Annotated in this window: 16 protein-coding genes; 8 read left to right on the top strand and 8 right to left on the bottom strand. The window is 70.7% G+C overall.

Annotated elements, in window-relative coordinates; translation table 11 throughout:
* Positions 1 to 49: 49 nt before the first annotated feature.
* Positions 50 to 4,912 carry a hypothetical protein gene (locus tag ACFV6H_RS08325; protein WP_385539836.1) on the top strand — a complete coding sequence of 1,621 codons (4,863 nt, stop codon included), beginning with the start codon at positions 50 to 52 and terminating at the stop codon, positions 4,910 to 4,912.
* A gap of 76 nt (positions 4,913 to 4,988) precedes the next feature.
* On the opposite strand, the gene ACFV6H_RS08320 is transcribed toward ACFV6H_RS08325, so the two are convergent.
* The gene (locus ACFV6H_RS08320; RefSeq protein ID WP_385539834.1) at positions 4,989 to 5,438 is read right to left on the bottom strand and encodes a hypothetical protein; all 450 of its coding nucleotides are present in this window, start codon (positions 5,436 to 5,438) and stop codon (positions 4,989 to 4,991) included.
* Positions 5,439 to 5,874: 436 nt separating this feature from the next.
* On the opposite strand from ACFV6H_RS08320, the gene ACFV6H_RS08315 reads away from it, so the two are divergent.
* The 4 genes from ACFV6H_RS08315 to ACFV6H_RS08300 are packed head-to-tail and all read left to right on the top strand — an operon-like array spanning position 5,875 to position 10,198.
* Complete coding sequence (locus tag ACFV6H_RS08315) at positions 5,875 to 8,763, top strand: nitrate- and nitrite sensing domain-containing protein (RefSeq protein ID WP_385540385.1); 2,889 nt, start codon at positions 5,875 to 5,877, stop codon at positions 8,761 to 8,763.
* On the top strand, positions 8,760 to 9,203 hold the full coding sequence (locus tag ACFV6H_RS08310; protein ID WP_093601843.1) for a roadblock/LC7 domain-containing protein: 444 nt from the start codon (positions 8,760 to 8,762) through the stop codon (positions 9,201 to 9,203). The genes ACFV6H_RS08315 and ACFV6H_RS08310 overlap by 4 nt, the downstream gene beginning before the upstream one ends.
* A gap of 10 nt (positions 9,204 to 9,213) precedes the next feature.
* Positions 9,214 to 9,609, top strand: a complete 396-nt coding sequence (locus tag ACFV6H_RS08305; RefSeq protein ID WP_066955975.1) for a DUF742 domain-containing protein — start codon at positions 9,214 to 9,216, stop codon at positions 9,607 to 9,609.
* Positions 9,590 to 10,198, top strand: a complete 609-nt coding sequence (locus tag ACFV6H_RS08300; protein ID WP_384776965.1) for an ATP/GTP-binding protein — start codon at positions 9,590 to 9,592, stop codon at positions 10,196 to 10,198. Before ACFV6H_RS08305 ends, ACFV6H_RS08300 begins: the two co-directional genes overlap by 20 nt.
* A 140-nt stretch (positions 10,199 to 10,338) precedes the next feature.
* On the opposite strand, the gene glpK is transcribed toward ACFV6H_RS08300, so the two are convergent.
* The 4 genes from glpK to ACFV6H_RS08280 form a co-directional block, all read right to left on the bottom strand.
* A complete protein-coding gene (gene glpK / locus ACFV6H_RS08295; protein WP_385539831.1) occupies positions 10,339 to 11,850 on the bottom strand; it encodes a glycerol kinase GlpK in 1,512 nt (503 codons plus the stop codon).
* A gap of 91 nt (positions 11,851 to 11,941) precedes the next feature.
* Complete coding sequence (locus tag ACFV6H_RS08290; protein WP_385539829.1) at positions 11,942 to 12,700, bottom strand: MIP/aquaporin family protein; 759 nt, start codon at positions 12,698 to 12,700, stop codon at positions 11,942 to 11,944.
* Positions 12,701 to 12,846: 146 nt separating this feature from the next.
* Entirely contained in the window at positions 12,847 to 13,194 is a 348-nt protein-coding gene (locus tag ACFV6H_RS08285; protein WP_384976850.1) for an Mpo1-like protein, read from the bottom strand.
* 152 nt (positions 13,195 to 13,346) lie between these two features.
* The gene (locus tag ACFV6H_RS08280) at positions 13,347 to 14,171 is read right to left on the bottom strand and encodes a M15 family metallopeptidase (protein ID WP_385539826.1); all 825 of its coding nucleotides are present in this window, start codon (positions 14,169 to 14,171) and stop codon (positions 13,347 to 13,349) included.
* Positions 14,172 to 14,232: 61 nt separating this feature from the next.
* On the opposite strand from ACFV6H_RS08280, the gene ACFV6H_RS08275 reads away from it, so the two are divergent.
* Positions 14,233 to 14,805, top strand: a complete 573-nt coding sequence (locus tag ACFV6H_RS08275) for an NUDIX domain-containing protein (protein WP_385539824.1) — start codon at positions 14,233 to 14,235, stop codon at positions 14,803 to 14,805.
* Positions 14,806 to 14,877: 72 nt separating this feature from the next.
* Here the strand turns inward: ACFV6H_RS08275 and ACFV6H_RS08270 are convergent, their stop codons facing one another.
* The gene (locus ACFV6H_RS08270) at positions 14,878 to 17,226 is read right to left on the bottom strand and encodes a TIM-barrel domain-containing protein (protein WP_385540383.1); all 2,349 of its coding nucleotides are present in this window, start codon (positions 17,224 to 17,226) and stop codon (positions 14,878 to 14,880) included.
* 258 nt (positions 17,227 to 17,484) lie between these two features.
* On the opposite strand from ACFV6H_RS08270, the gene ACFV6H_RS08265 reads away from it, so the two are divergent.
* Both ACFV6H_RS08265 and ACFV6H_RS08260 read left to right on the top strand, forming a co-directional pair.
* Positions 17,485 to 19,524: an acetoacetate--CoA ligase gene (locus ACFV6H_RS08265; RefSeq protein ID WP_385539822.1), complete on the top strand. Its 2,040-nt coding sequence runs from the start codon at positions 17,485 to 17,487 to the stop codon at positions 19,522 to 19,524.
* Positions 19,525 to 19,631: 107 nt separating this feature from the next.
* Positions 19,632 to 20,612, top strand: a complete 981-nt coding sequence (locus tag ACFV6H_RS08260; RefSeq protein ID WP_385539821.1) for a hypothetical protein — start codon at positions 19,632 to 19,634, stop codon at positions 20,610 to 20,612.
* A 52-nt stretch (positions 20,613 to 20,664) separates the two neighbouring features.
* Here ACFV6H_RS08260 and ptsP read toward each other — a convergent pair whose 3' ends face one another.
* Both ptsP and ACFV6H_RS08250 read right to left on the bottom strand, forming a co-directional pair.
* Positions 20,665 to 22,335 carry a phosphoenolpyruvate--protein phosphotransferase gene (gene ptsP, locus ACFV6H_RS08255; protein ID WP_385539819.1) on the bottom strand — a complete coding sequence of 557 codons (1,671 nt, stop codon included), beginning with the start codon at positions 22,333 to 22,335 and terminating at the stop codon, positions 20,665 to 20,667.
* Between the two features lie 90 nt (positions 22,336 to 22,425).
* On the bottom strand, positions 22,426 to 22,875 hold the full coding sequence (locus ACFV6H_RS08250; RefSeq protein WP_093602683.1) for a PTS glucose transporter subunit IIA: 450 nt from the start codon (positions 22,873 to 22,875) through the stop codon (positions 22,426 to 22,428).
* Between the last annotated feature and the right edge of the window lie 558 nt (positions 22,876 to 23,433).

Raw genomic sequence — 23,433 nt, 5'->3', positions numbered from 1 at the left:
CGCACCCTCTGCCGCCCCCCCCAAGTCCCCACAACGAGAGTCCGCCGCCATGTACGAGCTGTCCCGGGTCCGCCTCTACTCCATCGGCCCTGCCGGTGCGCGCTACGCCGACACCGTGCTCGATCTGCGCGGAGTGGGCGCTCCCGTGCCGCATCCGGCGCCCACCCAGGCGGAGTTCTTCGAGGAGGAGCCGGTGGGGCCGCCGCGCCGCCCGGCCCCGGCGGGCGTGCTCTTCCTGGAGAACGGCGGCGGCAAGTCCGTACTGCTCAAGCTGATCTTCTCGGTGATGCTGCCGGGACACCGCAACACTCTCGGCGGCGCCAGCTCCGGCGTACTGCGCAAGTTCCTGCTGGCCGACGACTGCGGCCATGTCGCCCTGGAGTGGCAGCACACGCTCACCGGCGAACTCGTCGTGGTCGGCAAGGCCAGTGAGTGGCGCGGTCGGCAAGTGTCCAGCGATCCCAGGAAGTTCACCGAGGGCTGGTACTCCTTCCGGCCCGGACCGGGGCTGAGCCTGGACTCCCTGCCGGTCGCCGAGTCCACCGCCGTACGGCCGCCCGTCGAGGGCGCCTCGGGCGCGCGCGGCAGGCGCCGCACGATGAAGGGCTTCCGGGACGCCCTCACCGAGGCGGGCAAGTTCTATCCGCATCTCGACATCCACTGGGAGGAGATCCACGACCGCTGGAACGAACACCTCGGCGAACTGGGTCTCGATCCCGAACTCTTCCGCTACCAGCGCGAGATGAACGCCGACGAGGGCGAGGCGGCCGGCCTCTTCGCGGTCAAGAAGGACTCCGACTTCACCGATCTGCTGCTGCGCGCCGTCACCGACACTCGGGACACCGACGGACTGGCCGATCTCGTCGGCGGGTTCGGGAACAAGCTGGGCCGCCGCGCCGAACTCACCGCCGAGCGCGACTTCACCGCGGGCTCGGTCGATCTGCTCGGCCGGATCGTCGAGGCCGCCGAGAGCCGCGCACGGGCCCGGGACATCCACGCGGGCGCCGAGCGCCGCGCCCGTACGCTCGTACGGCGGCTCCAGGCGCGCGCCGCCGAGGAGCGCGGGCGCGCCGCCGAACTCGCCCAGCGGGTCACCGCCGCCGCGCACACCGTGACCACGGCCGAGCAGGCGCGCGGGCGCGGTGCGCTGATCGCCGCCGAACTGGCCTACCGGCACGCGTCCCTGGCCCTCGCCGCCGCCGAGAAGCGCGCCGCCGCCCAGCGCCGTGAGCTGACCGACGCCCGTACGCTGCACTCCGCCTGGCAGGCGGCCGAGGCGGTGCTGCGCCATCGCGCCGCCGCCGACCGCTCCGCGCGCGTGGCCGTCGCTATCCGTGAGGCCGAGCGTGACGCCGCGCCCGCGCTGGCCGCGCGGGCGACCGCCGCGGCCGATCTCGTACGGGCCCTGCACGCGGCGGCCGAGGACGGTGAGCGGCTGGCGAACGAGGAGGAGGAGCGCTCGGCCGTCCTCCAGGAGACGGGCGAGGCCGCCCACCGCGACGCGACCTCCGCCGCCACCGAGGCACAGCGCGCCCGCAGCGAGGCCGGGCATCTGCGCCAGCGTCTCGCCGAGGTCGGACAGGAGACGGCCGAGGCGGTACGGGCGGGCTGGCTCGACGACACCGCGCCCGACGCGGACCCGGCCCGTGCCGCGCTCGCCGCGAGCGACGCCGAGAAGTCCGCCGTCGCGAGCTGGGACACGGCGCGCGAGGCCGCGCGTACGGCCGCCGACCGGGCCAGGGAGACGGCCGGCACGGAGTCCCGCGCCGAACTGGCCGCCGCCCGCGCCGCCGACGCGGCGCTGGCCGCCGAGCACGCGTACGACGCGGAGCGCCGCGCGGCGGAATCGATCGCCGCGGACGAGCGTCTCGCCGAGCTGCTGAGCCTGCCCGCGACGGCCACCGTCCGGGCCGCAGTTCCGGGCCCGCGCGGTGGCTCGGCCGATGACACGGAGAAGGGCGGTCCGTCCGGAGCGCGCGGATACGAGGATGCCTCCGGCGACCGGCGCCCGTCCGGCGGCCCCGACCAGGAGGGACCGGCGGACGGCGGGCGCGGTGTGCCCGTGGCCCGGCGTTCGCCGGCCGATGGCACCTCGGCGGACCGTGGCCCGGCTTTCGGCTCCGTCGCCGCCGGCCGTTCCGCGCTCGCCGGTCCGCGCCCTGCCGACGGGCCGCTGAGCGCCGAGGAGTTGGACGGATACGCCGACGAACTGCGTGAGCTGCTCGATCAGGGTGTCACCGCCGCCGAGCGGCAGCTCTTCGATCTGCGTACGGTCGCCGCCGACGACTCCCGCATCCTGGGCGCACTCGGTGACGGCGGGCTGCTGCCGCCCGGCCCCGATGTCCTCGCCACCGTCGAGTATCTGGGCGAGCACGGTATTCCCGCCCTGCCCGGCTGGCGCTATCTCGCCCAGGCCGTCGATCCGGCCGACCACGCGGCGGTACTGGCCGCACGGCCCGAGCTGGTCGACGGTGTCGTGATCACCGATCCGGCCTCGCACGCCCGCGCCCGGGAGACTCTCGCGGGCGCCGCCCTGCTGCCGAGGTCCACTGTCGCCGTGGGCACCGCCGCCGCGCTGCTGGCGCCCGTCCCGCGTCCCGGCGCGGAGGGCACGGGCGACAGCGAGGTCTTTCTCGTACCGCCGAACCCGGCCATGCACGACGAGCACGCCGCCGACGAGGAGCGGCAGGCGCTGCGCAGCCGCGCGTCCGCCCGTGACGAGGAGATCCGGTCGCTCGCCGCGCGGCTCGCCGGTGACCGCGCGCTCGCCGCCCGGCTCGGCTCCTGGCGCGCGGACTGCCCGCCGGGCATGCTCGCGGAGCTCGCCGAGGCGGCCGGGACGGCCAGGGCCGCGGCGGAGACGGCCGCGGCGGCCCTCACCGAGGCCCGTACGGTACGGGCCGAGGCGGACGAGGCCGCCGCCGACACCGCGCATGTCCGTGACGAACGGCAGGAGGCCGCCCAGCGCGCCCGCCGGGCCGCCGACGCCCTGGCCGGGCTCGCGTTCCGGCTCCGTGAGCGGTCCGGCTGGCAGGCGAAACTGCGCGAACTGGCCGACGAGGCCGCCGAGTCCGAGGCACGGGCGGCCGTGTGTCTGGAGCGGGCCCGCGCCGCCGACGAGGACCGCAGGGCCGCCCAGCGCGCCGCCGACGACGCCCGCCGTACCGCCCGCGCCCTGCGCGCCGAACGCGCCGAGATCGCCGGCGCGCCCGAGAACCTTCCTGAGCAAGGGCCCGACACACCTCGTACCGCGCTGCCCGCCCTCCGCGAGGCCTATCGCGCCGCCTCCCAGCTCTACGAGAAGGTGGGCGTCGGCGCCGATCTGCGGGCCGAACAGGCCCGTGCCGAGAGCGACGAGAGCGCCGCGCTCGCCGAGCTGGACCGGCTCACCAACAAGGTGCGCAACCGGGCCGCGCAGCTCCTCGAATCGACGGACGGCGCCGACGGCCCGTCCCGCCAGGCGGCGGCGGCCCGCGCCGAATCGCTCGTCCAGATGCTGGAGTCGCGCGCCTCGGCCGCCAGCGAGCAGCTCGGCCGCTTCCGCGGCGAGGCCGAGCGGCTCGCGCCGGCCGACGGCGACGCGCACACCGAGCTGCCCGAGGAGCTGGTGCCTGCCGACGCCGAGAAGGCGCAGAGCCTTCTCCGTACCGCCACCACCGAACTCGCCGTCAGGACCGACGCGCTGGAGACCGCGCGCGACGCCCACGGCGAACTGCTCCATGCCCACCGCGCCGCCGAGGACGCGGCGGGCGGCTTCGACGAGACGGCCGCCCTCCTGCGCGATCTGCTCCGGGGCGCCGCGGCCGAGGACGGCGGGGACGAGGAGACGCCTCAGCCGCCCGAGCCCTATCCCGGCGGTCTGCCGGAGGCGCGGCTCGCCACGGCCGAGGCCCGCCGCTCACTGCGCGCCTGTGCCGCCGACCTCTCCGCCTCCGAGACCGGTGTACGGGAAGCCTGTGATGTGCTCGTACGGCACGCCAACGCGACCCGCTACGAGCAGGTGCGCACGCCCGCGCGCCAGCAGATCCGTGAACTGCCCGCGTCCGCGCTGCCCGAGCACGCCGCGTCCTGGGCCCAGGCCTTCGCACCCAGGCTGCGCGTGTTGACGGACGAACTGGCGCAGCTCGAACGCAACCGCGACTCGATTGTCGACCGGCTGCGCGGTCTGGTCGAGTCCGCGCTGACGACGCTCCGCTCGGCACAGCGTCTCTCCCGGCTGCCCGAAGGGCTCGGGGAGTGGTCGGGCCAGGAGTTCCTGCGGATCCGCTTCGAGGAGCCGGACCGGACGGCGCTCATCGAGCGGCTCGGCGAGGTCGTGGACGAGGCCACCCGCGCCGCCCTCAAGAAGAACTCCGATCTGCGCAGGGACGGAATGTCCCTGCTGCTGCGCGGTGTTCAGGCGGCGCTCCAGCCCAAGGGAGTCGCGGTCGAGATCCTCAAGCCCGACGCCGTACTGCGCGCCGAGCGGGTCCCGGTCGGACAGATGGGCGATGTCTTCTCCGGTGGTCAGCTGCTGACCGCCGCGATCGCGCTGTACTGCACGATGGCCGCCCTGCGCAGCAATGACCGGGGCCGCGACAAGCACCGTCACGCGGGCACGCTCTTCCTCGACAATCCGATCGGCCGCGCCAACGCCACCTATCTGCTGGAGCTCCAGCGCGCGGTCTCGGACGCCCTGGGCGTACAACTCCTCTACACCACCGGTCTCTTCGACACGACGGCGCTCGCGGAATTCCCGCTGGTCATCCGGCTGCGCAATGACGCGGATCTGCGCGCGGGGCTCAAATACATCAGCGTCGAGGAGCATCTGCGCCCAGGACTGCCGCAGCCGGACCCGGACGGCGAGCCCGTGCACGGCGAGATCACCGCGACACGCATGTTCAAACGGACGCCGGAGCCCATCACCGAGTGACGGCCCATCGCTGAGCGACGAGAGCCTGTCATCGAGCAACGAGAGCCTGTCATGGAGCGCCGCTACGGCGGCGCGCTCAGGCCTCGCTCAGTCTGTTCTGATGCCGTCGGCCCCGCCGCCGTATCCGCGCGGCCTCACGCGCCGCGCTTCTCGCCGCGCGCCTGGCCCTGCGCCGCTCCCTGCGGAGCTGCCGGGCCGTGCTGCTCGGCGCCGAGATCACACCATGGCGCTGGTTCCACACCTGGCGTGTGACCCACACGTCCAGCACGCCCCAGGTCGCCACCACCGTGGAGGCCACACTGCTCAGCACCATCGGAAACGCCAGCCAGGAGCCCGCGAGCGTGCTGAGAAAGGCAACCATGGCCTGAATCAGTGTCACCGCCGCTATGATCACCGCCCGCACGGCCGCCGTTCTGACCGGATCCGGCATGCGATACCGCGCCGCGGGCTCCTCGATCCAGAGCCCCCGGGACACCTCCGCGATCCCACCCGCCGACGCCGCGTCACGCCGCTCATCCGTCTCCATGGACGTCACTCCCCAACCTGTCCACTGTCCGACTCAAGGGTGATTGCCCGTCTCGTCGCGCTTCACGCCGGCCATGGAACCGAATGTGATACGCGAACCGCCTGCGGCGCTCTCCGCTTCCCCTGATCCCCGTCAGATTCCGTCTGATCCCCGCACACAAGGACGAATGGCGGCGCCTGAAGATTCCCGGAGAAGCACCGACCGAATGATTCAAGCCAACTGACTCGGCCGGTAGCCGTCGTTGAGACTGGCTCTCGAACTTCTCGTGACGGACGTCATCTCACCGAAAACCAGGACAACTCATGATCAAGGCGCCATGCGGCGGTCGAAAATCATCCGGACGTGTCTTCGAGTTGCCGGTGTGACAGTAGTAGGCTCGCGCCGTTTGCTGACGGAGTATCTCCCGCACCGGGCGGGGATCGAGCTGGGGGAGGCCATGCGCTTTCGCGGGAAATCCATCCGCCGGAAGATCGTGGCGCTGCTGCTCGTGCCGCTCGTCGCGCTCACCGTCATGTGGGCCTTCATCTCCGTCCTCACCGGCAGCCAGGCCAACCAACTCCTCGACGTCGGCCATGTCATCAAAAAGGTCGGCCACCCTGTCGAGGACGCCATCCTCGTCCTCCAGAGCGAGCGCCGGCAGACACTCATCTATCTCTCCGACCCGCGCGCCGCGGATTCGCTGACCGAACTCCGCAGCCGCCGGGCCGACACCGACGCGGCCCTGGCCCTCGTCAAGAGGAACGCCACCCTCACGGTCCGCGACCGGATGGATCCCACCACGTCCGAGCGGTTCACCATCCTCACGGGCGCCCTGGACGGGCTCGACCTGATGCGCCGCTCCGTGGACGAGAGCACCGTCACCCGTGAGCGGGCGCTGGACTTCTACAACCAGCTCGTCGATCCCGGCCACACCTTCCTGGCGTCCCTGTACGGCCACGAGGACGTGGACGGCGACAACTGGGGCCGCGCGCTGGTCGGTCTCGGCCGCGCCAAGGAGATGCTCTCCCGCGAGGACGCGGTGGTCGCCTCCGCGCTGACCGCGCGCAGGCTCACCGCCACGGACATCCGCTCGCTCTCCGATCTGGTCGCCGGCCGCACCGTCCTCTACCAGACGAACCTCTCCGACCTGCCGCTCACGGACCGTGTGACGCTCGAACAGTACTGGCGCACTCCGGCCACGCTCGCGCTGCGCCAGACCGAGGACGACCTCGTCGAGGCCGGGCCCTCCGACGATCCCAAAGCCGTCGACATGGCGCACTGGCAGAAGATGACCGCGCCGGTCCTGGAGGACCTCACCAGCGAGAGCGCCAAGGCCGACGCCCTCTACCGGGCCCATATCGACCCGGTGCGCCAGGAGGTCTTCATCCGGCTCATCCTGGCCGGCACCGTGGGCTTCGTCGCGCTCCTCGTCTCCGTGATCGTGTCCGTACGCGTCGGCCGCGACCTGGTCCGCGACCTGACCCAGCTCCGCAAGGAGGCCCACGAGGTCTCCGGCGTCAGACTGCCCAGCGTCATGCGCAGGCTCGCCGCGGGCGAGCAGGTCGACGTGGAGACCGAGGCGCCGCGGCTCGACTACGAACGGGACGAGGTCGGCCAGGTCGGCCAGGCGCTCAACACGCTCCAGCGCGCCGCCGTCGAAGCCGCCGTCAAGCAGGCCGACCTCCGGCGCGGCGTCTCCGAGGTGTTCGTCAACCTCGCCCGCCGCAACCAGGTCCTCCTGCACCGTCAGCTCACGCTCCTGGACACCATGGAGCGCCGTACGGAGGACACCGAGGAGCTCGCCGACCTCTTCCGGCTCGACCATCTCACCACCCGTATGCGCCGGCACGCCGAAGGCCTGGTGATCCTCTCCGGAGCCGCGCCCTCGCGGCAGTGGCGCAAGCCCGTCCAGCTCATGGACGTGGTACGGGCCGCCGTGGCCGAGGTCGAGGACTACGAGCGCATCGAGGTCCGCAGGCTGCCCAGGATCGGCGTCGGCGGCCCGGCGGTCGCCGACCTCACGCATCTCATCGCCGAACTCCTGGAGAACGCCACGGTGTTCTCACCGCCGCACACCGCGGTCCAGGTGCACGGCGAGCGGGTCGCCAACGGCTTCACCCTGGAGATCCACGACCGCGGTCTCGGAATGGCGCCCGAAGTGCTGCTCGACGCGAATCTGCGGCTCGCGGAGACTCCCGAGTTCGAACTGTCCGACACCGACCGGCTGGGCCTCTTCGTGGTCAGCCGGCTCGCCCAGCGGCAGAACGTACGCGTCTCGCTCCAGCCCTCTCCGTACGGCGGCACCACCGCGATCGTCTTCCTGCCCGTCGCACTGCTGACCGACGCGCCCGAGACCGAGGGCACCGGCTTCCGACTCGACCGCAAGAGGACCGCGGGCGGCGGACGCCATCGCGCCGACGGCGGCACCGGCCGGCGCACCGCGCTGGCGCAGGTTCCCACCGGGCGCGGCAGCGGCCCGTCCGTGCTCGACGGCCCGGTCGAACTGGAAGCGCCGGTCGGCACGCTGGGCATCGAGAGCGGCCCTGTGCTCGGCGGCGACGGCATTCTCGGCGGAGGTGACGGCATCGCCGATCTCGACGACACCGAGAGCGAGCGCGGCGGGCTGTTCCGCGCCCGTGAGCATCTCCGTGACTCCGCCGGTGACCCGAGGGACATGCGGGACGCCCGGGACATACGCGAGACACGTGAGGTACGGGACGTGCGCGATGTACGTGATGCGCGCGACGGCGGCCGTGACTTCCGCGACCGGCGTGACGGCCGCGCGGCCCAGGAGCCGCGCGGACTCCACGAACAGCACCAGCAGACCGCCGATCCCGGGCCTCAGCACTCCGGGGATCCGGTGGGCCTGCCTCGCCGCAAGCCTCCGACGCTGGTCGTGGACCGCGGTCGGCGCCTGGACGAGCCGGGCCGTGCGTCTTCCGCACGGGACGCCCAGGAGGCGCGGGACTCCCGGGAACAGACCGCCGGCGGCACGGGCCGCACCTGGTCCGGCGTACCGGCACAGCCGTTCGTTTCCGGCGCCTCGCGACCTGCCGGTTCGGGTGCTTCGCGAACCACCGAAGAGGCCCTGCCTCTGCTTGACGGTCTGCCTCGCCGTATCCGGCAGGCCAGCCTCGCTCCCCAGTTGCGGGACATCACGCCGGACCGCTCCTCTGATCAGGCGTCGGCCGCGTCCCATGACACCGAACGGGACGCGGACGAAGTACGCAGCCGTATGGCTTCGCTCCAACGGGGCTGGCAGCGCGGTCGTCGGCAGAACGATGCCGAGGACTCCACCGGCCCCGGCGATACACAAGGAACCACATCGGAGGGGGACGGTCGATGACCGCACCGAACGCCGCAGTACGCAACTCCACCGACCCCAACGGCTCGGGAGAGCTGAACTGGCTCCTCGACGAACTCGTCGAGCGGGTCGCCAGCATCCGCAAGGCCGTGGTCCTCTCCGGCGACGGCCTCGCCACCGGCACGTCCAAGGACCTCACCCGTGAGGACGGCGAGCATCTCGCGGCCGTCGCCTCCGGATTCCACAGTCTCGCCAAGGGCGTGGGCCGGCACTTCGAGGCGGGCAGTGTCCGGCAGACCGTCGTGGAACTGGACGACGCGTTCCTCTTCGTCACCGCGGCGGGCGACGGAAGCTGTCTGGCCGTGCTCTCCGACGCGGACTCGGACGTCGGTCAGGTCGCCTATGAGATGACGCTGATGGTCAAGCGCGTCGGTGTCCATCTCGGCACGGCGCCCCGGACCGGTCTGCCCGCCGGAGGGTGAGTGGGCTGGGATGAGTGACGCAGGTCAGGATCCGCAGCACTGGTTCGACGGCGAGGCCGGACCGGTAGTACGCCCGTACGCGATGACGCGTGGCCGCACCAGCAGCGCGACGCGCCACCGGCTCGACCTGATCGCGATCGTCGTCCCCGAGCCCGCGGCCGACGATCCCGCCCGGGACCAGACGCTCTCTCCCGAACATGTGGAGATCGTGGAACGCTGCCTCGCCAGCCCCCAGTCGATCGCCGAACTGGCGGCGAGCCTCGACCTCCCCGTCGGGGTGGTCAGGGTACTGGTCGGCGATCTCGTCGAGAGCGAGATCGTGCATGTAACCCGTCCCGTTCCGCCGGCCGAGCTGCCGGACGTGAACATTCTGCGCGAGGTGATCAATGGTCTACGGGCGCTCTAGCCAGCGGCAGCGTCCGGTCGAGCCGGTGACGCTGAAGATTCTGGTCGCGGGCGGCTTCGGCGTGGGCAAGACCACCATGGTGGGCGCGGTCAGCGAGATCAGACCGCTCCGTACCGAGGAGATGCTGAGCGAGGCCGGCCGGCCCGTCGACGATGTCGACGGCGTCGAGGGCAAGACGACCACCACGGTCGCCATGGACTTCGGCCGGATCACCCTGCGCGAGGATCTGGTGCTGTACGTCTTCGGCACACCGGGCCAGGACCGCTTCTGGTTCCTCTGGGACGAACTGGCCCAGGGCGCGCTGGGCGCGGTCGTACTGGCCGACACCCGGCGTCTGGCGGACTCGTTCGCGGCGGTCGACTACTTCGAGCGGCGCGCGATCCCGTTCACCGTCGCCGTCAACTGTTTCGAGGGCGCGGGCCTGTTCCCGGCCGAGACCGTACGGGCGGCGCTCGACCTGGATCCCGAGGTCCCGCTGGTGATGTGCGACGCGCGCGAGCGCGAGTCCGTCAAGGAAGTCCTGGTGACGGTCGTCGAGCACGCCATGACGCGCGCGGCGCTGCAACGCGCACACGCCGCCACCACCTGAGCGGACGGAGCGGTACGGGCCGAGGCCGTCTCGTACCGCTGCGGCCGTACGCTCCAGCTGCGGCCGTACGCCCCGCCCGCAGGCCGGTACGGTACGTCCCGCCCGCGGCCGTACGGTCTGCCGCGGGCGGGCGCGACGGTCTACCGGGCCGCCTCCTCGTGCCAGCCGAAGCTGCGCTCCACCGCCTTGCGCCAGTTGCCGTACTCGCGCTCGCGCACCTCCGCCGCCATCCGCGGCGACCACTCGGCATCACGCTGCCAGTGCGCCTTCAGCTCGTCCAGATCCGACCAGACACCGGTCGCGAGCCCTGCCGCGTACGCCGCGCCCAGACAGGTCGTCTCCGAGACCTTCGGCCGGATCACCGGTACGCCCAGCACATCCGCCTGATGCTGCATCAGCAGATTGTTGGCGGTCATCCCGCCGTCCACCTTCAGCGTGGTGATCCGTACGCCCGAGTCCTGGTACATCGCGTCGACCACCTCACGCGTCTGCCAGCTTGTCGCCTCCAGCACAGCGCGGGCCAGATGCGCCTTGGTGACATAGCCCGTCAGACCGGTGATCACTCCGCGCGCGTCGGAGCGCCAGTACGGTGCGAACAGCCCGGAGAAGGCCGGTACGACATAAGCGCCGCCGTTGTCGTCCACACTCGCCGCGAGCGGTTCGATCTCGTCGGCGCTGCGGATGAGACCGAGCTGGTCACGGAACCACTGCACCAGGGCTCCGGTGATCGCGATCGATCCCTCCAGGCAGTAGACGGGCGCCGCCGAGCCGATCTTGTAGCCGAGTGTCGTGATGAGCCCGCTCTTGGACGGCACGGGCCGCTCACCGGTGTTGAGCAGCAGAAAACTGCCCGTCCCATAGGTGTTCTTCGCGGTGCCCGTGTCGTAGCAGGCCTGGCCGAAGACCGCCGCCTGCTGGTCGCCGAGCGCGGACGCCACCGGCACTCCGGCGAGCCGGCCGACGGCCGTCCCGTACACCTCGGCCGAGGACCTGATCTCCGGCAGAACGGCCTCGGGCACACGCATTGCCGCGAGGATCGACGGATCCCACTGGAGAGTCTCCAGATTCATCAGCATGGTGCGGGACGCGTTGGTCACATCCGTGACATGTACGCCGCCGTCCGTGCCGCCCGTCAGATTCCAGATCAGCCAGGAGTCGATCGTTCTGAAGGCGATCTCACCGCGCTCGGCGCGCAGCCGCAGACCCGGCACCTCGTCCAGCAGCCAGGCCGCCTTGGGACCGGAGAAGTAGCTGGCCAGCGGAAGTCCGGTGGTGTCACGGAACCGGTCCTGGCCGTCCTCGCCGCCGAGTTCATGGCAGAGCGCGGAGGTACGGGTGTCCTGCCAGACGATCGCGTTGTGCACGGGTTTGCCGGTCGCGCGGTCCCACAGGACGGTGGTCTCGCGCTGGTTGGTGATGCCCAGCGCGCTGAGCTGATCGGCCCGCAGTCCCGCCCTGTCCAGGGCTCCGGCGACCACGGCCTGGACCTTGGACCAGATCTCGGTGGCGTCGTGCTCCACCCAGCCGGGCCTGGGAAAGATCTGGCGGTGCTCGCGCTGGTCGACGGCGACGATCGCGCCGTCGTGGCCGAAGATGATGCAGCGGCTCGAAGTGGTGCCCTGATCGATGGCGGCGACGAACTTCTCCGTCATGACGTCCCCTTGATCGGTCGGTCGGAAAACGGCGTGCGTGAAGCGGCGTATGTAAGGTGGCGTACGGCAGTGGTGCCGATCGGGACCGCCCTCAGAACGCCACGTTGAAGACGACTCCGGCGAGAAGCCCGCCGATGAGCGGCCCGGCCACCGGGACCCATGCGTAACCCCAGTCCGAACTGCCCTTGTTGGGGATCGGCAGCAGCGCGTGCGCGATACGCGGGCCCAGATCGCGGGCCGGATTGATGGCATAGCCGGTGGGCCCGCCCAGCGACAGACCGATGCCCACGACCAGCAGCGAGACCAGCAGGACGGAGATCCCGGAGCCGTACACGCCGGCGCTTCCTGGGAGTTCGCCGATCCCGATGCCCGCGTTCCTGCCGAAGGCGAGAATCGGCAGGACCAGCGCGGTCGTGGCGATCACCTCGGTGACAACGTTGGCCACCGGGCTGCGGACCTCCGGCGCCGTCGCGAAGATACCGAGCGTCGGCTGCGCGAGCGTGGCGTCGGCGTTGGCCCGGAACTGCGCGTAGTACGTCAGCCAGCACAGCACCGCGCCGAGGATCGCGCCCGTCATCTGCCCGAGAATATAGAGCGGTACCTTGTCCCACTCGCCCGTGTCGACCGCGATACCGACGGTCACGGCCGGATTGAGATGGCCGCCCGACAGCGGCGCGGAGGTGTACGCGCCCGCCAGTACGCCGAAGCCCCAGCCGAAGGCGATCGCCACCCAGCCGGCGGCCTTCGCCTTGGAATGGTGCAGTGTGACGGCGGCGCAGACTCCCGCGCCGAAGAGGATAAGTATGGCTGTTCCGATGAACTCACCGACGAATATGTCCCCATTGCTCAAAGCGGCTCCTAGACCTGGCCCGGGGCCGTCCGCCCCGGATCTCCTCGACGAGCGTGCTGAGCGCGCCGACCTGTGGCGCTGACGGCGAAGAGGAAGTGTTCACCGGCTCGTGAGGGAGCGTCAAGGTCATTGACAGCAAGCGCTGTTCAGCGATGCTCTGCGAGCCACTTCTCGGCGATCTCGGCCAGCTCATGGTCACGGCCCGCCAGCATCATCCGGATCATCTGCACATCGCCGCGCAGCGACCAGGCCGGATGCCCGAAGGAGGCGGGATTGTTCTTCTCGATGAAGAAGTGCGCGGGCCAGGCCGTCCCGTAACCGATCAGCGGCAGGGCCGCCGCATACCGCTTCCGCCCGCGCGCCAGGCCATAGGCGCTGATCGCGAGTCCGGTGAGCGTGCCGGTCAGATGGACCCAGCGGGTCGCCGCCTTGGAGTGCATGGCGACGTAGTAGGGCCAGAACTCCTCGTACGAATCAAACTCCTGCTGCGCCATAAAGGCACCGTAACCGCTTATGGGAGAACCGGATACGGGTACTCCCGCGTCCATCTCGGAGACGGGCGGCCGGAGCCCACGGGGGTGGTCCCGGCCGTCCGTCGCCGCTCATTCCGTCGCCCTGCCCTTCGCCGCTGCGTTCATTCCTGACGTCAGTTCCGTACGACCGAGCGCCAGGCCACCGGGAAGTCGAAGTAGGTGTCCGGGAACGTCTCCGGCTTATGGGTGAAGTGCCACCACTCCTCGGGCAGATTGGTGAATCCGGCCTCGGCCAGCGCCGCCTTCAGAAGCTGCCGGTTCGCCCGCTGCTCGCCCTCGACCCGGGGATCGTCGGTGTGGCTGAGCGTGTCGAAACAGTCGAAGCCGGTGCCCATGTCCACCGAGTTGTCGGGGAACCGTTCGGCCTTCGGGCCGTAGCAGGGAGCCAGCGTCTCGCCCGGCAGGTACGGCCGGGTCGGCAGCGCCGGCAGCTTCACGAGCGTGAGATCCACCGTGCTGCCTCTGCTGTGTCCCGACTTCTCCGCGATGTAACCGTCCTCGAACAGCCGCGACTTGTCGACGCGCGGATAGAACTCCGCCTTCATCCGCTCGTCCTGGAGGTCCTTCGCCCATCGCACGAAGTGATCGACGGCCCGCTGCGGCCGGTAACAGTCGTACACCTTCAGCGAGTAGCCCTGCCTGAGCAGACGGAACTGCGCCCGGCGCAGCGCCTCGGCAGTGGAGCGCGTGACGATACAGACCGGCTGCCGGTAGCCGTCCACGGGCTCGCCCAGGAAGTTGTGCGGAGTGAGATAGCGCATCTCCTGGATGATCGTCGGCGCGACCGAGCGCAGGGCCACGAACTCCTTCGGCGCGGAGGGCTCCGGTACGGACAGCTCGGGTACGGCCTGGGCGGCGGGCGCGGGCGCGATGACGGTGAACAGCGCGGCGGCGGCCGAGGCGGCCAGGACACGGAGCACGGACTGAAGTCTTGTCATGGGCACCTTCGTCTATCAGCTCCAGGGACCAAGGGAAAGAGTGATCGGATACAGTCCGCGCGTGTCCGAGCCCCAGCACGTATCAGACAAGCACGTATCAGAACCGAGGAAGAGGCCCGTGCCTTACTCCCACTGCGGAAGCTGTGGCACGCCCTATCCGTCGACGGCCGGCTGGCCTCGTGTCTGCGCGGCCTGCGGCGCCACCGCCTACCGCAATCCGCTGCCCGTCGCCATCGCCCTGGTACCGGTGACGGACGACAGCGGCGGCGGACTGGTCGTCATCACCCGCACCATCGAGCCCGAGTACGGCGGGATCGCCCTGCCCGGTGGATTTATCGACCACGGCGAGGACTGGCGGCACGCGGTCGTACGGGAGTTGCGCGAGGAGACCGGGATCGAGGCGGACAGCGCGGACGTACGGCTGGCCGACGCGCTCAGCTCGCCCGGCGGCCATCTGCTGCTCTTCGGTCTGCTCCCGGAGCGACGGGCCGGTCAGTTGCCGCCCTCCCGGCCCACGGAGGAGACATCGGGCTGGCACCTTCTGCGCGCGCCGACGCAGCTGGCGTTCCCACTGCACACCGAGGCCGTACGGTCCTGGTTTGGGGGTCGCTACGACACCGCCGGAGGCGCCTGACATGAGGGACCTCCGGTGGCGAGGGACCCTGGTGCCCAGCACCGTCCTTCCCGCCCTCACCTCACCGTCATCTCACCGTCCCTTGACCCGTACCGGCCACTCCGGCTCCACCGGCCCGTTCTCCGTCACCCGTGATACCCGGACCTCACCGTTCACCATCCGCGAGGTGTACCGCTCCACCTCCGCCTTCCGCCAGCCGTCGCCCGGATCCCGCACCACCAGACCGCCGCCTGCGCGCCCCGCCGCCGGAGCCCATGCCTCCAGCTCCGGGCCGCCGTCCGCGCCCTGTACGGGGATCACCGCACCGGCCCGCGCCAGTACCGGGATACGGGAGCGCGGCGCGTCCAGCAGCACCTGACCGGGCCCGTCGTACGCCCGCTCCGTGGCCGTGTCGTACCACCGCCCGCGCGGCAGACGCACCGCCCGCCGGTCCGCACCGCGCTCCAGCACCGGTGCGACCAGCAGCGCGTCCCCGAGCAGGAACGCGTCCTCGCAGTCACGCAGCGCCCGGTCCTCCGGAGCGCCCCACCACAGCGGACGCGCGTACGGCGCGCCGGTGAGCCGGGCGAGCTGGGCGAGAGTCACGAAGTACGGCCGCAGCCGCTCCCGTTCGACAAGCGCGGCCCGCGCGTGTGCCAGCACCTCAGGACCGAACTCCCACGGCTCCCTGCGTCCCGCGTCGATCGCCGCGTGCGTACGGAACAGCGGCAGATACGCACCGAGCTGGAACCAGCGCAGATACAGCTCGGGCGACGGGCTGCCGTCGAAACCGCCCACATCGGGGCCCGAGTACGGCACTCCGCAGAGCCCGAGGCCCAGCACCAGCGAGAGCGAGGCCCGCAGTCCCGGCCAGCCCGTCGACACATCGCCGGACCAGGTGCCTCCGTACCGCTGCATACCGGCCCAGCCGGAACGCGAGAAGAGGAACGGACGCTCGTCCGGCCGCAGCCGTCGCAGGCCCTCGAAACCAGCCCGCGCCATGGTGAGTCCATACACATTGTGGGCCTCACGGTGGTCTCCGCCTCTACCTTCCAGCCGATGCCTGGCCGAACGCGGCAGCGTTGTGTCACCGAACGGGGCGAAGGACACCGGCTCGTTCATGTCGTGCCACACGCCGGCGAAGCCCTGCGCCAGCCGCTCCTCGTACAGACCGCCCCACCACTCGCGCACCTCCGGATCCGTGAAGTCCGGATAGACGCACTCGCCCGGCCATACGACGCCCTGGACATCCCGTTCCCGCGCGTCCCGTACGAACGCTCCGGCCGCGGCACCGCTGTCGTACACCGCGTTGCCGGGCTCCGCCTTCACGGCGGGATCGACGATCGACACCAGCCGTACGCCGTCCGCGCGCAGCTCCCGCGCCAGTCCCGGCAGATCCGGGAACTGCTCACGGTCGACGGTGAAGACCTGATGCGCGTCATAGTGATCGATGTCGAGATGGACCGCGGAGAGCGGCAGCCCACGCTCCCGGTAGCCGGCGACGATCCGCCGCACCTCCCGCTCACTGCCGAAGCCCCAGCGCGCGTGCTGCGGACCGAGCGCCCAGGACGGCGGGGGAGTGGGCGCGCCGGTCAGCGCCGTCCAACTGTGCAGCACCCGCGCGGGCGTACCGGTCATCACCCAGCAGCGCAGCGGCCCGCCGTCCATCCGCAGCTCGCTCGTGCCGGGCCGGTCGTGTCCCGAGCCGGCGCCCTCCTCGCCCTCCCGCAGAGTGACCCGGCCGTCCCAGGAGTTGTCGTGGAACGCGAGATGCGTCCCGCCGTCGGCCACCACGAGCTGGACCGGCATCGTCACATACAGCGGATCGTCCTCCGGACCGAAGCCACCGCCGGGATCGGTGTTCCACAACCGGTACGTACCGTCCCGCAGCCGTGGCCCGGACGCCCGCCCGCCCAGACCGAAGAACCGCGCGTCCGCCGCCACCTCGCTGCGCTGCACCCAGCGCGCCGGACCGCCGCCGACCGGCTCCCACCAGCGCGGCGGCAGCTCCCGGCGCAGCACCACACCGCCCGGTGTACGGACCTCCACCCCGCCGTGGCGTGAAACCGCCACCGTCACCCGCTCCGACACCACCCGCCAGCCGCCGTCGGTGTCCGGCTCCAGCCCGGCCCGGGTGTCCGGCTCGGGCGGTGCGTCGGCGAGCGCGTACGAGGGCAGGGGCTCGGCGCCGTCCCAGCCCCAGAACACGGCGCCGCCCACCGTCACACACACATGCAGCTCCGCGCGCGCGAACCGTACGGTGCCGCCGCCCGGCAGCGGCTCAGCGCCGCTGACCGGTCCCGGCACCCGGGCCCGCTCCGCGCCGCGCGGTGCCAGCTCTCTGGCATCCGTACGCCGCCCGCGCCACGCCGACCGTATGGCGCGCAGCCCCTGCACCGAACCGACCACTTTCATCGAACGCACCAGTTCACGACCGTCCATGCTGCTCAGCCTGCCATCCGGGTTAGGTGCGTGGGGCATCGTTCAACTCCCGTTCACCCGTGGTCGGAGCACATATCCGCCCTGCCGACCATGGGTGACGAGACCTGGTGCGAGGGACGATCACATGGCATCGTCCGTGTCAGTCGCGTCACGCGCACACCCCGCACGTGCGCGCGACCGGCGCACACCAGCGTCGAGCACGAAGCGACGAGTACACCAGCGCCGTACATCGGTGCCGAGCCCGCCGGGAGCCGACCCATGACCGCAGCAGCAGCAAGCCCTGCCCCTCTCTGGCAGCCGGATCCCGGCCGTATCGCCGCAGCGCGTGTCACCCGCTTCCAGGCCTGGGCGGCCGAGCGGTACGGAGCTCCGGCCGAAGGCGGCTACGCGGCGCTGCACCGCTGGTCCGTCGAGGAGCTCGACACCTTCTGGAAAGCCGTTGCCGACTGGTTCGACGTACGTTTCACCACTCCGTACAGCCGTGTCCTGGGCGATCGCACCATGCCGGGCGCCGAGTGGTTTCCCGGCGCCACCCTCAACTACGCCGAACACGCCTTGCGTACGGCCGAGGATCCGGCCCGCGCCCATGAGCCGGCCATCCTGTACGTGGACGAGACACACGAACAGATCGCGTTGAGCTGGTCCGAACTACGGCGCCAGGTGATCTCCCTCGCCCGGGAACTGCGCGCCCTCGGTGTGCGGCCGGGCGACCGGGTCAGCGGCTATCTCCCCAACATTCCGCAGGCGGCCGTCGCGCTGCTCGCCACCGCCGCCGTCGGCGGAGTCTGGACCTCCTGCGCGCCCGACTTCGGCGCGCGCAGTGTTCTGGACCGCTTCCAGCAGGTCGAACCCGTCGTGCTGATCACCGTCGACGGCTACCGCTACGGCGGCAAGGAACACGACCGTACGGGCACGGTTGCCGAGCTCCGCCGGGAGCTGCCCACTCTGCGCGCCGTCGTCCATGTCCCGCTCCTGGGCACGCCGGCCCCGGAGGGAGCCCTCGAATGGTCGGCCCTCACTGCAGGCACTGCGCCCGCCGACAGTGCCGGGGCCGAGGACAGTGACGGGGACGGGGGCGGGGACAGGGGAGACAGGGACGTCTTCGAGCAGGTTCCCTTCGACCATCCGCTGTGGGTCCTCTACTCCTCCGGCACCACCGGACTGCCCAAGGCGATCGTCCAGTCCCAGGGCGGCATCCTCCTGGAGCACTTCAAACAGATCGGCCTCCACTTCGACCTCGGTCCCGAGGACCGCTTCTTCTGGTACACCTCCACCGGCTGGATGATGTGGAACTTCCTCGTCTCCGGTCTGCTCACCGGCACCACGATCGTGCTGTACGACGGCAGCCCGGGCTATCCCGCCGTCGACGCCCAGTGGGGCGTGGCTGAACGGACCGGCACCACGGTCTTCGGCACCTCCGCCGCGTATGTCATGGCCTGCCGCAAGGCGGAGGCGCATCCCGGCCGCGACCATGACCTCTCCCGCGTCAAATGCGTCGCCACCACCGGCTCACCGCTGCCGCCCGACGGCTTCCGCTGGCTCCACGACGATGTGGCCGAGGATCTGTGGATCGCCTCCGTCAGCGGCGGTACCGACGTATGCAGTTGTTTCGCCGGAGCCGTCCCCACCCTTCCCGTCGAGATCGGTGAACTCCAGGCGCCCTGCCTGGGCACCGACCTCCAGGCCTGGGACCCACAGGGCAAACCGCTCATCGGCGAGGTCGGCGAACTGGTCGTCACCAATCCGCTGCCGTCCATGCCGGTGCGCTTCTGGAACGATCCCGACGGCAGCCGCTACCGCGACAGCTACTTCGAGATGTTCCCCGGCATCTGGCGCCACGGCGACTGGATCACCCTCACCGACCGCGGCTCGGTCGTCATCCACGGCCGCTCCGACTCCACCTTGAACCGCCAGGGAGTCCGGATGGGCTCCGCCGATATCTACGAAGCCGTCGAACGCCTCCCCGAGATCCGTGAATCCCTGGTCATCGGCCTGGAGGAGCCGGACGGCGGATACTGGATGCCGCTCTTCGTCCATCTCGCACCGGGCGCCGTCCTCGACGACACACTGCGCGCACGGGTCAAGGAGACAATCCGTGAGCGGCTCTCGCCACGCCATGTTCCCGACGAGATCATCGAAGTCCCGGGCATCCCGCACACCTTGACCGGCAAGCGCATCGAAGTCCCGGTCAAACGCCTCCTCCAGGGCACGGCACTGGACAAGGCCGTCAACGCGGGCTCCGTCGACAATCTCGAATTGCTGCGCTTCTACGAGGACCTCGCCCGCACCCGCCACTGACACCGACCGTTGCCCGGTCGCCGGGCCGCCGACCGATTCAGGATCACCATTGTCAGACCCTCCGGTTACGGTGAGTGAGCAGTGACCGACAGCACTCAGGGGGAGACATGGCGCACACCGAGCGGCACCAGCACCAGCAGACCGGACAGCGGCAGCGCACCGGTGGCACAGAGAGGCCTGGGCCCGCCGGGCCAGGACCACGGCGGACGGCCAGGACCACACGGCGCAGACTGCGCCGCGAAGTCCCCAGCACCGTCGGCCTGCTCGCCGACGAGCAGGACTTCACCGCGATGCGGCGCTACGCCACCTTCACCTTCGACGACCACGCCGCCTACCTGCGGCAGATCGACGGACTGCTCACATCCCTGGCGTCCCGGGGCGTGCACACCACCGTCGGTCTCTTCGATCCCGAGGAGTTCGCGGAGTACTGCGCGGAGAGAGGACTCGACCCGGACTCCGCGGCCAGCCGCAGCCGCTTCACGGCCACGCTCCCAGGGAGCGGAGCCGCCGTCGCCTACGCGGGCCAGCCCATCGACCATCTGGTGCCACTGCTGATCAGCACCGCCGTCCGCAGGGCGACCTGGGAGTACGCGACGACGGTCCTCGCCGACCTCGGGGAGTGCGCCGACTGCGGACAGGACATCGGACGCGCGGCCTTCGACCGTGCCTCCCACATCCTGCTGAGGCTTCTCGAAGCGGCGGGACCCGGCACACACCATCTCGTCTCCAGCGTTCCCGCCGCCGGCGAACAACTCCTCGCCGTCCTCCACATCGACAGTCCCGAAGGAGCGCCCGTGCTGCTCGGCTCCTCCGAAGGAGCCGAATTCGTCAGCGTGCTGGCCCTGGGCATCGCCCTGGAGAGCCCAGGCGGAGTCGTCCTGCGTACGACAGGACCCGGCACCGGCACGCCCGACCGGCTGCACGGCTGGCGACTGGACCGCGGCGAACTCGTCCCGCTCACCGAGGCCGAGGTCTTCAACGCCTACTGCACCGACGCGGACACCGGAGAGCCGCTCTCCCCGGAACCGGGCGTGGAGTACCGCGCGGGATTCGACCTCGGCCTCGACGACACCGGCACCCACCACTGAACGCGGAAGGGGCTTCCCGCCGCACACCACGACGCGAAGCCCCTTCCCCGGATCACTCGCCGGACAGCACCGCCTGCGCGGCCGTCCTGGCCTCGTCGGCGGTGTCCGCGGCCCGCGCGGCGGCAGCGGCACGCTCACACTGCGCCAGCGTGTGCTGCGCGAGCGCCGACCGCACATACGGAATCGACGCCGCGCCCATCGACAGCGAGGTCACACCGAGCCCGGTGAGCACACAGGCGAGCAGCGGATCGGAGGCCGCCTCACCGCACACACCACAGCTCTTGCCCTCGGCCCTGGCGCCCTCGGCCGACAGCGCCACCAGATCCAGCAGCGCGGGCTGCCACGGATCCTGCAACCGCGACACCGCGCCCACCTGCCGGTCGGCGGCGAAGGTGTACTGCGCCAGATCATTGGTTCCCAGCGAAAGGAACTCCACCTCTTGGAGAATGGAGCGCGACCGCAGAGCGGCCGACGGAATCTCCACCATGGCACCGAACTTCGCGCTCAGCCCGGCCTCACGGCAGGCGTCCGCGAACGCCTTCGCGTCCGTACGGTCCGCCACCATCGGCGCCATGACCTCCAGATGCACCGGAAGCCCCTGGACGGCCTTCGCCAGCGCAGTCAACTGTGTCCGCAGCACCTCGGGATGGTCCAGCAGACTCCGCAGACCACGCACTCCCAGCGCCGGGTTCGGCTCGTCGGCCGGAGTGAGGAAGGCCAGCGGCTTGTCCGCGCCCGCGTCCAGCACCCGCACGACCACCCGGCCCTCGGGAAACGCTTCGAGGACTGTGCGGTACGCCTCGATCTGCTTCTCCTCCGACGGCGCCCGCTCGCTGTCGTCCAGGAAGAGAAACTCGGTACGGAACAGCCCGACGCCCTCGGCACCCGCTTCGAGGGCGGCCGGCACATCCGCGGGACCACCGATGTTCGCCAGCAGCGGCACCGTATGACCGTCCGATGTCGCACCGGGCCCGATGGAGGCGGACAGCGCGGCCTTCCGCGCGATCGCGGCCTGCTCAAGCTCGGCCCGCTTCGCCGCGCTCGGCTCGACGAAGATGTCACCGGTACTGCCGTCGACCGCGATCACCGTGCCCTCGGCCAGCTCCTGCGCACCAGGCAGCGCGACCACGGCCGGCACGCCGAGCGCACGCGCCAGAATCGCACTGTGACTCGTCGGCCCGCCCTCCTCGGTCACAAAACCCAGCACCAGAGCCGGGTCGAGCAACGCCGTGTCCGCGGGGGCCAGATCGCGGGCGATCAGTACATACGGCTCGTCGCTGTCCGGCACACCCGGCATCGGAACGCCCAGCAGCCGGGCGACGATACGATTCCGCACATCGTCCAGATCCGCGACCCGCCCGGCCAGATACTCCCCGGCATTGGCGAGCAGCGCGCGGTACGAGGCGAACGCGTCGTACACACCGCGCTCGGCGGTGCTCCCGACCGCGATCCGCCGGTCCACATCGGCCATCAGCTCAGGGTCCTGCGCCATCATCGCCTGGGCCTCAAGAACGCCCTGGGCCTCTCCGCCGGCCAGATTGCCGCGAGCGATCAGATCGGCCGCCACCGCGTCGACAGCCTGACGGGCCCGCCCTTGCTCGCGCTCCGCCTCCTCCGGCGCAATCCGCTTGGCCGGCGGTTCGAGCACCGCGGTTCCCATATGCCTGACCTCGCCGATCGCCACACCATGGCTGACCCCGACGCCTCGCAGCGTTGTCTCCATCTCACCCGTCTCCGGTTATGCGGCGATCCGATCGCCGCGAGGGAAGTACGACAAGCGCTCCGCGCTCGTCCCTGACATACGGCATCGGCGTCACTGCCAGCCGAAGAGTGTGTCGCCGGTCTTCACTTCGCCGTCCTCCCGGACGTCGGAGAGCGAGTCGGCCGTGGCTTCGAGCGCCACGACGGGGCAGACCGGCGACTTGCCGGCCTCTTCGACGGCGACCGGATTCCAGCGCACGACTCCCTGCCCGCGCGTGACCGTGTCTCCCTTGCTGACGAGCAGCTCGAATCCCTCACCGTTCAGCTGGACGGTGTCGATCCCCAGATGCGTCAGTACTCCACGACCGTCCGGGTCGACGACGACAAAGGCGTGCGGATGCAGCGACACCACGACACCGTCGACCGGAGAGACAGCCTCGCCGGGCTCCCGGACCGGATCGATGGCCATCCCGGGTCCGACCATCGCGCCGGCGAAAACCGGATCGGGTACAGCGCCGAGCCCGATGGCACGGCCGGACAGTGGGGCGGTCACGGTGGTCATGGGGAGCCTCCCAGGAGGGCGGGGGATCGAGGCCGCCGTCACCGCCTGTGATGGGACGACGTGCTGTTCAGAAGGGTAAGTCATAGGAAGTGCCGGTTCCGCGGGAGACCAGCCGGTTGGCGGACCATGGAGGAGACCGGAAACGATTTGCCTGTGTCGGTGGACGGCATGTAGGGTCGTACTCCTGCCTGGCCCCGGTGCGACTTTGAGTCGGGGGCCGGTGGCATCTATCAATTCTTGATCGTTCTTCGGACACCGCATCCGCATGCCTGCGAATCGGTGGTCAGGGAGAGGGAAAAGGACTGATAGAGTCGGAGACGCAAGACAGCAACACCGAAGGGAAAAGCCCGGAGGAAAGCCCGAGAGGGTGAGTACGAAGGAAGCGTCCGTTCCTTGAGAACTCAACAGCGTGCCAAAAGTCAACGCCAGATATGTTGATACCCCGGGCCCGACCGGAATGTTTCGGTGGGTTTGGGTTCCTTTGAAGAAACACAGCGAGGACGCTGTGAACGGCCGGGATTATTCCTCCTGGCTGTTCCGCTCTCGTGGTGTCACCGG

The organism is Streptomyces sp. NPDC059743 (genome assembly GCF_042732975.1).
Classification (GTDB): domain Bacteria; phylum Actinomycetota; class Actinomycetes; order Streptomycetales; family Streptomycetaceae; genus Streptomyces.
The sequence above is the reverse complement of the archived record's forward strand: the minus strand, read 5'-3'. Positions and strand labels throughout refer to the sequence as shown.

Bases quoted from the DNA above. Each gene is read 5' to 3' on its own strand.
- ACFV6H_RS08260 (WP_385539821.1), top strand. From the start codon at position 19,632: ATGGCGCACACCGAGCGGCACCAGCACCAGCAGACCGGACAGCGGCAG.
- glpK (WP_385539831.1), bottom strand. From the start codon at position 11,850: ATGACGGAGAAGTTCGTCGCCGCCATCGATCAGGGCACCACTTCGAGC.
- ptsP (WP_385539819.1), bottom strand. From the start codon at position 22,335: ATGGAGACAACGCTGCGAGGCGTCGGGGTCAGCCATGGTGTGGCGATC.
- ACFV6H_RS08250 (WP_093602683.1), bottom strand. From the start codon at position 22,875: ATGACCACCGTGACCGCCCCACTGTCCGGCCGTGCCATCGGGCTCGGC.
- ACFV6H_RS08305 (WP_066955975.1), top strand. From the start codon at position 9,214: ATGAGTGACGCAGGTCAGGATCCGCAGCACTGGTTCGACGGCGAGGCC.
- ACFV6H_RS08315 (WP_385540385.1), top strand. From the start codon at position 5,875: ATGCGCTTTCGCGGGAAATCCATCCGCCGGAAGATCGTGGCGCTGCTG.
- ACFV6H_RS08320 (WP_385539834.1), bottom strand. From the start codon at position 5,438: ATGGAGACGGATGAGCGGCGTGACGCGGCGTCGGCGGGTGGGATCGCG.
- ACFV6H_RS08325 (WP_385539836.1), top strand. From the start codon at position 50: ATGTACGAGCTGTCCCGGGTCCGCCTCTACTCCATCGGCCCTGCCGGT.
- ACFV6H_RS08265 (WP_385539822.1), top strand. From the start codon at position 17,485: ATGACCGCAGCAGCAGCAAGCCCTGCCCCTCTCTGGCAGCCGGATCCC.
- ACFV6H_RS08300 (WP_384776965.1), top strand. From the start codon at position 9,590: ATGGTCTACGGGCGCTCTAGCCAGCGGCAGCGTCCGGTCGAGCCGGTG.
- ACFV6H_RS08280 (WP_385539826.1), bottom strand. From the start codon at position 14,171: ATGACAAGACTTCAGTCCGTGCTCCGTGTCCTGGCCGCCTCGGCCGCC.
- ACFV6H_RS08285 (WP_384976850.1), bottom strand. From the start codon at position 13,194: ATGGCGCAGCAGGAGTTTGATTCGTACGAGGAGTTCTGGCCCTACTAC.
- ACFV6H_RS08310 (WP_093601843.1), top strand. From the start codon at position 8,760: ATGACCGCACCGAACGCCGCAGTACGCAACTCCACCGACCCCAACGGC.
- ACFV6H_RS08270 (WP_385540383.1), bottom strand. From the start codon at position 17,226: ATGGACGGTCGTGAACTGGTGCGTTCGATGAAAGTGGTCGGTTCGGTG.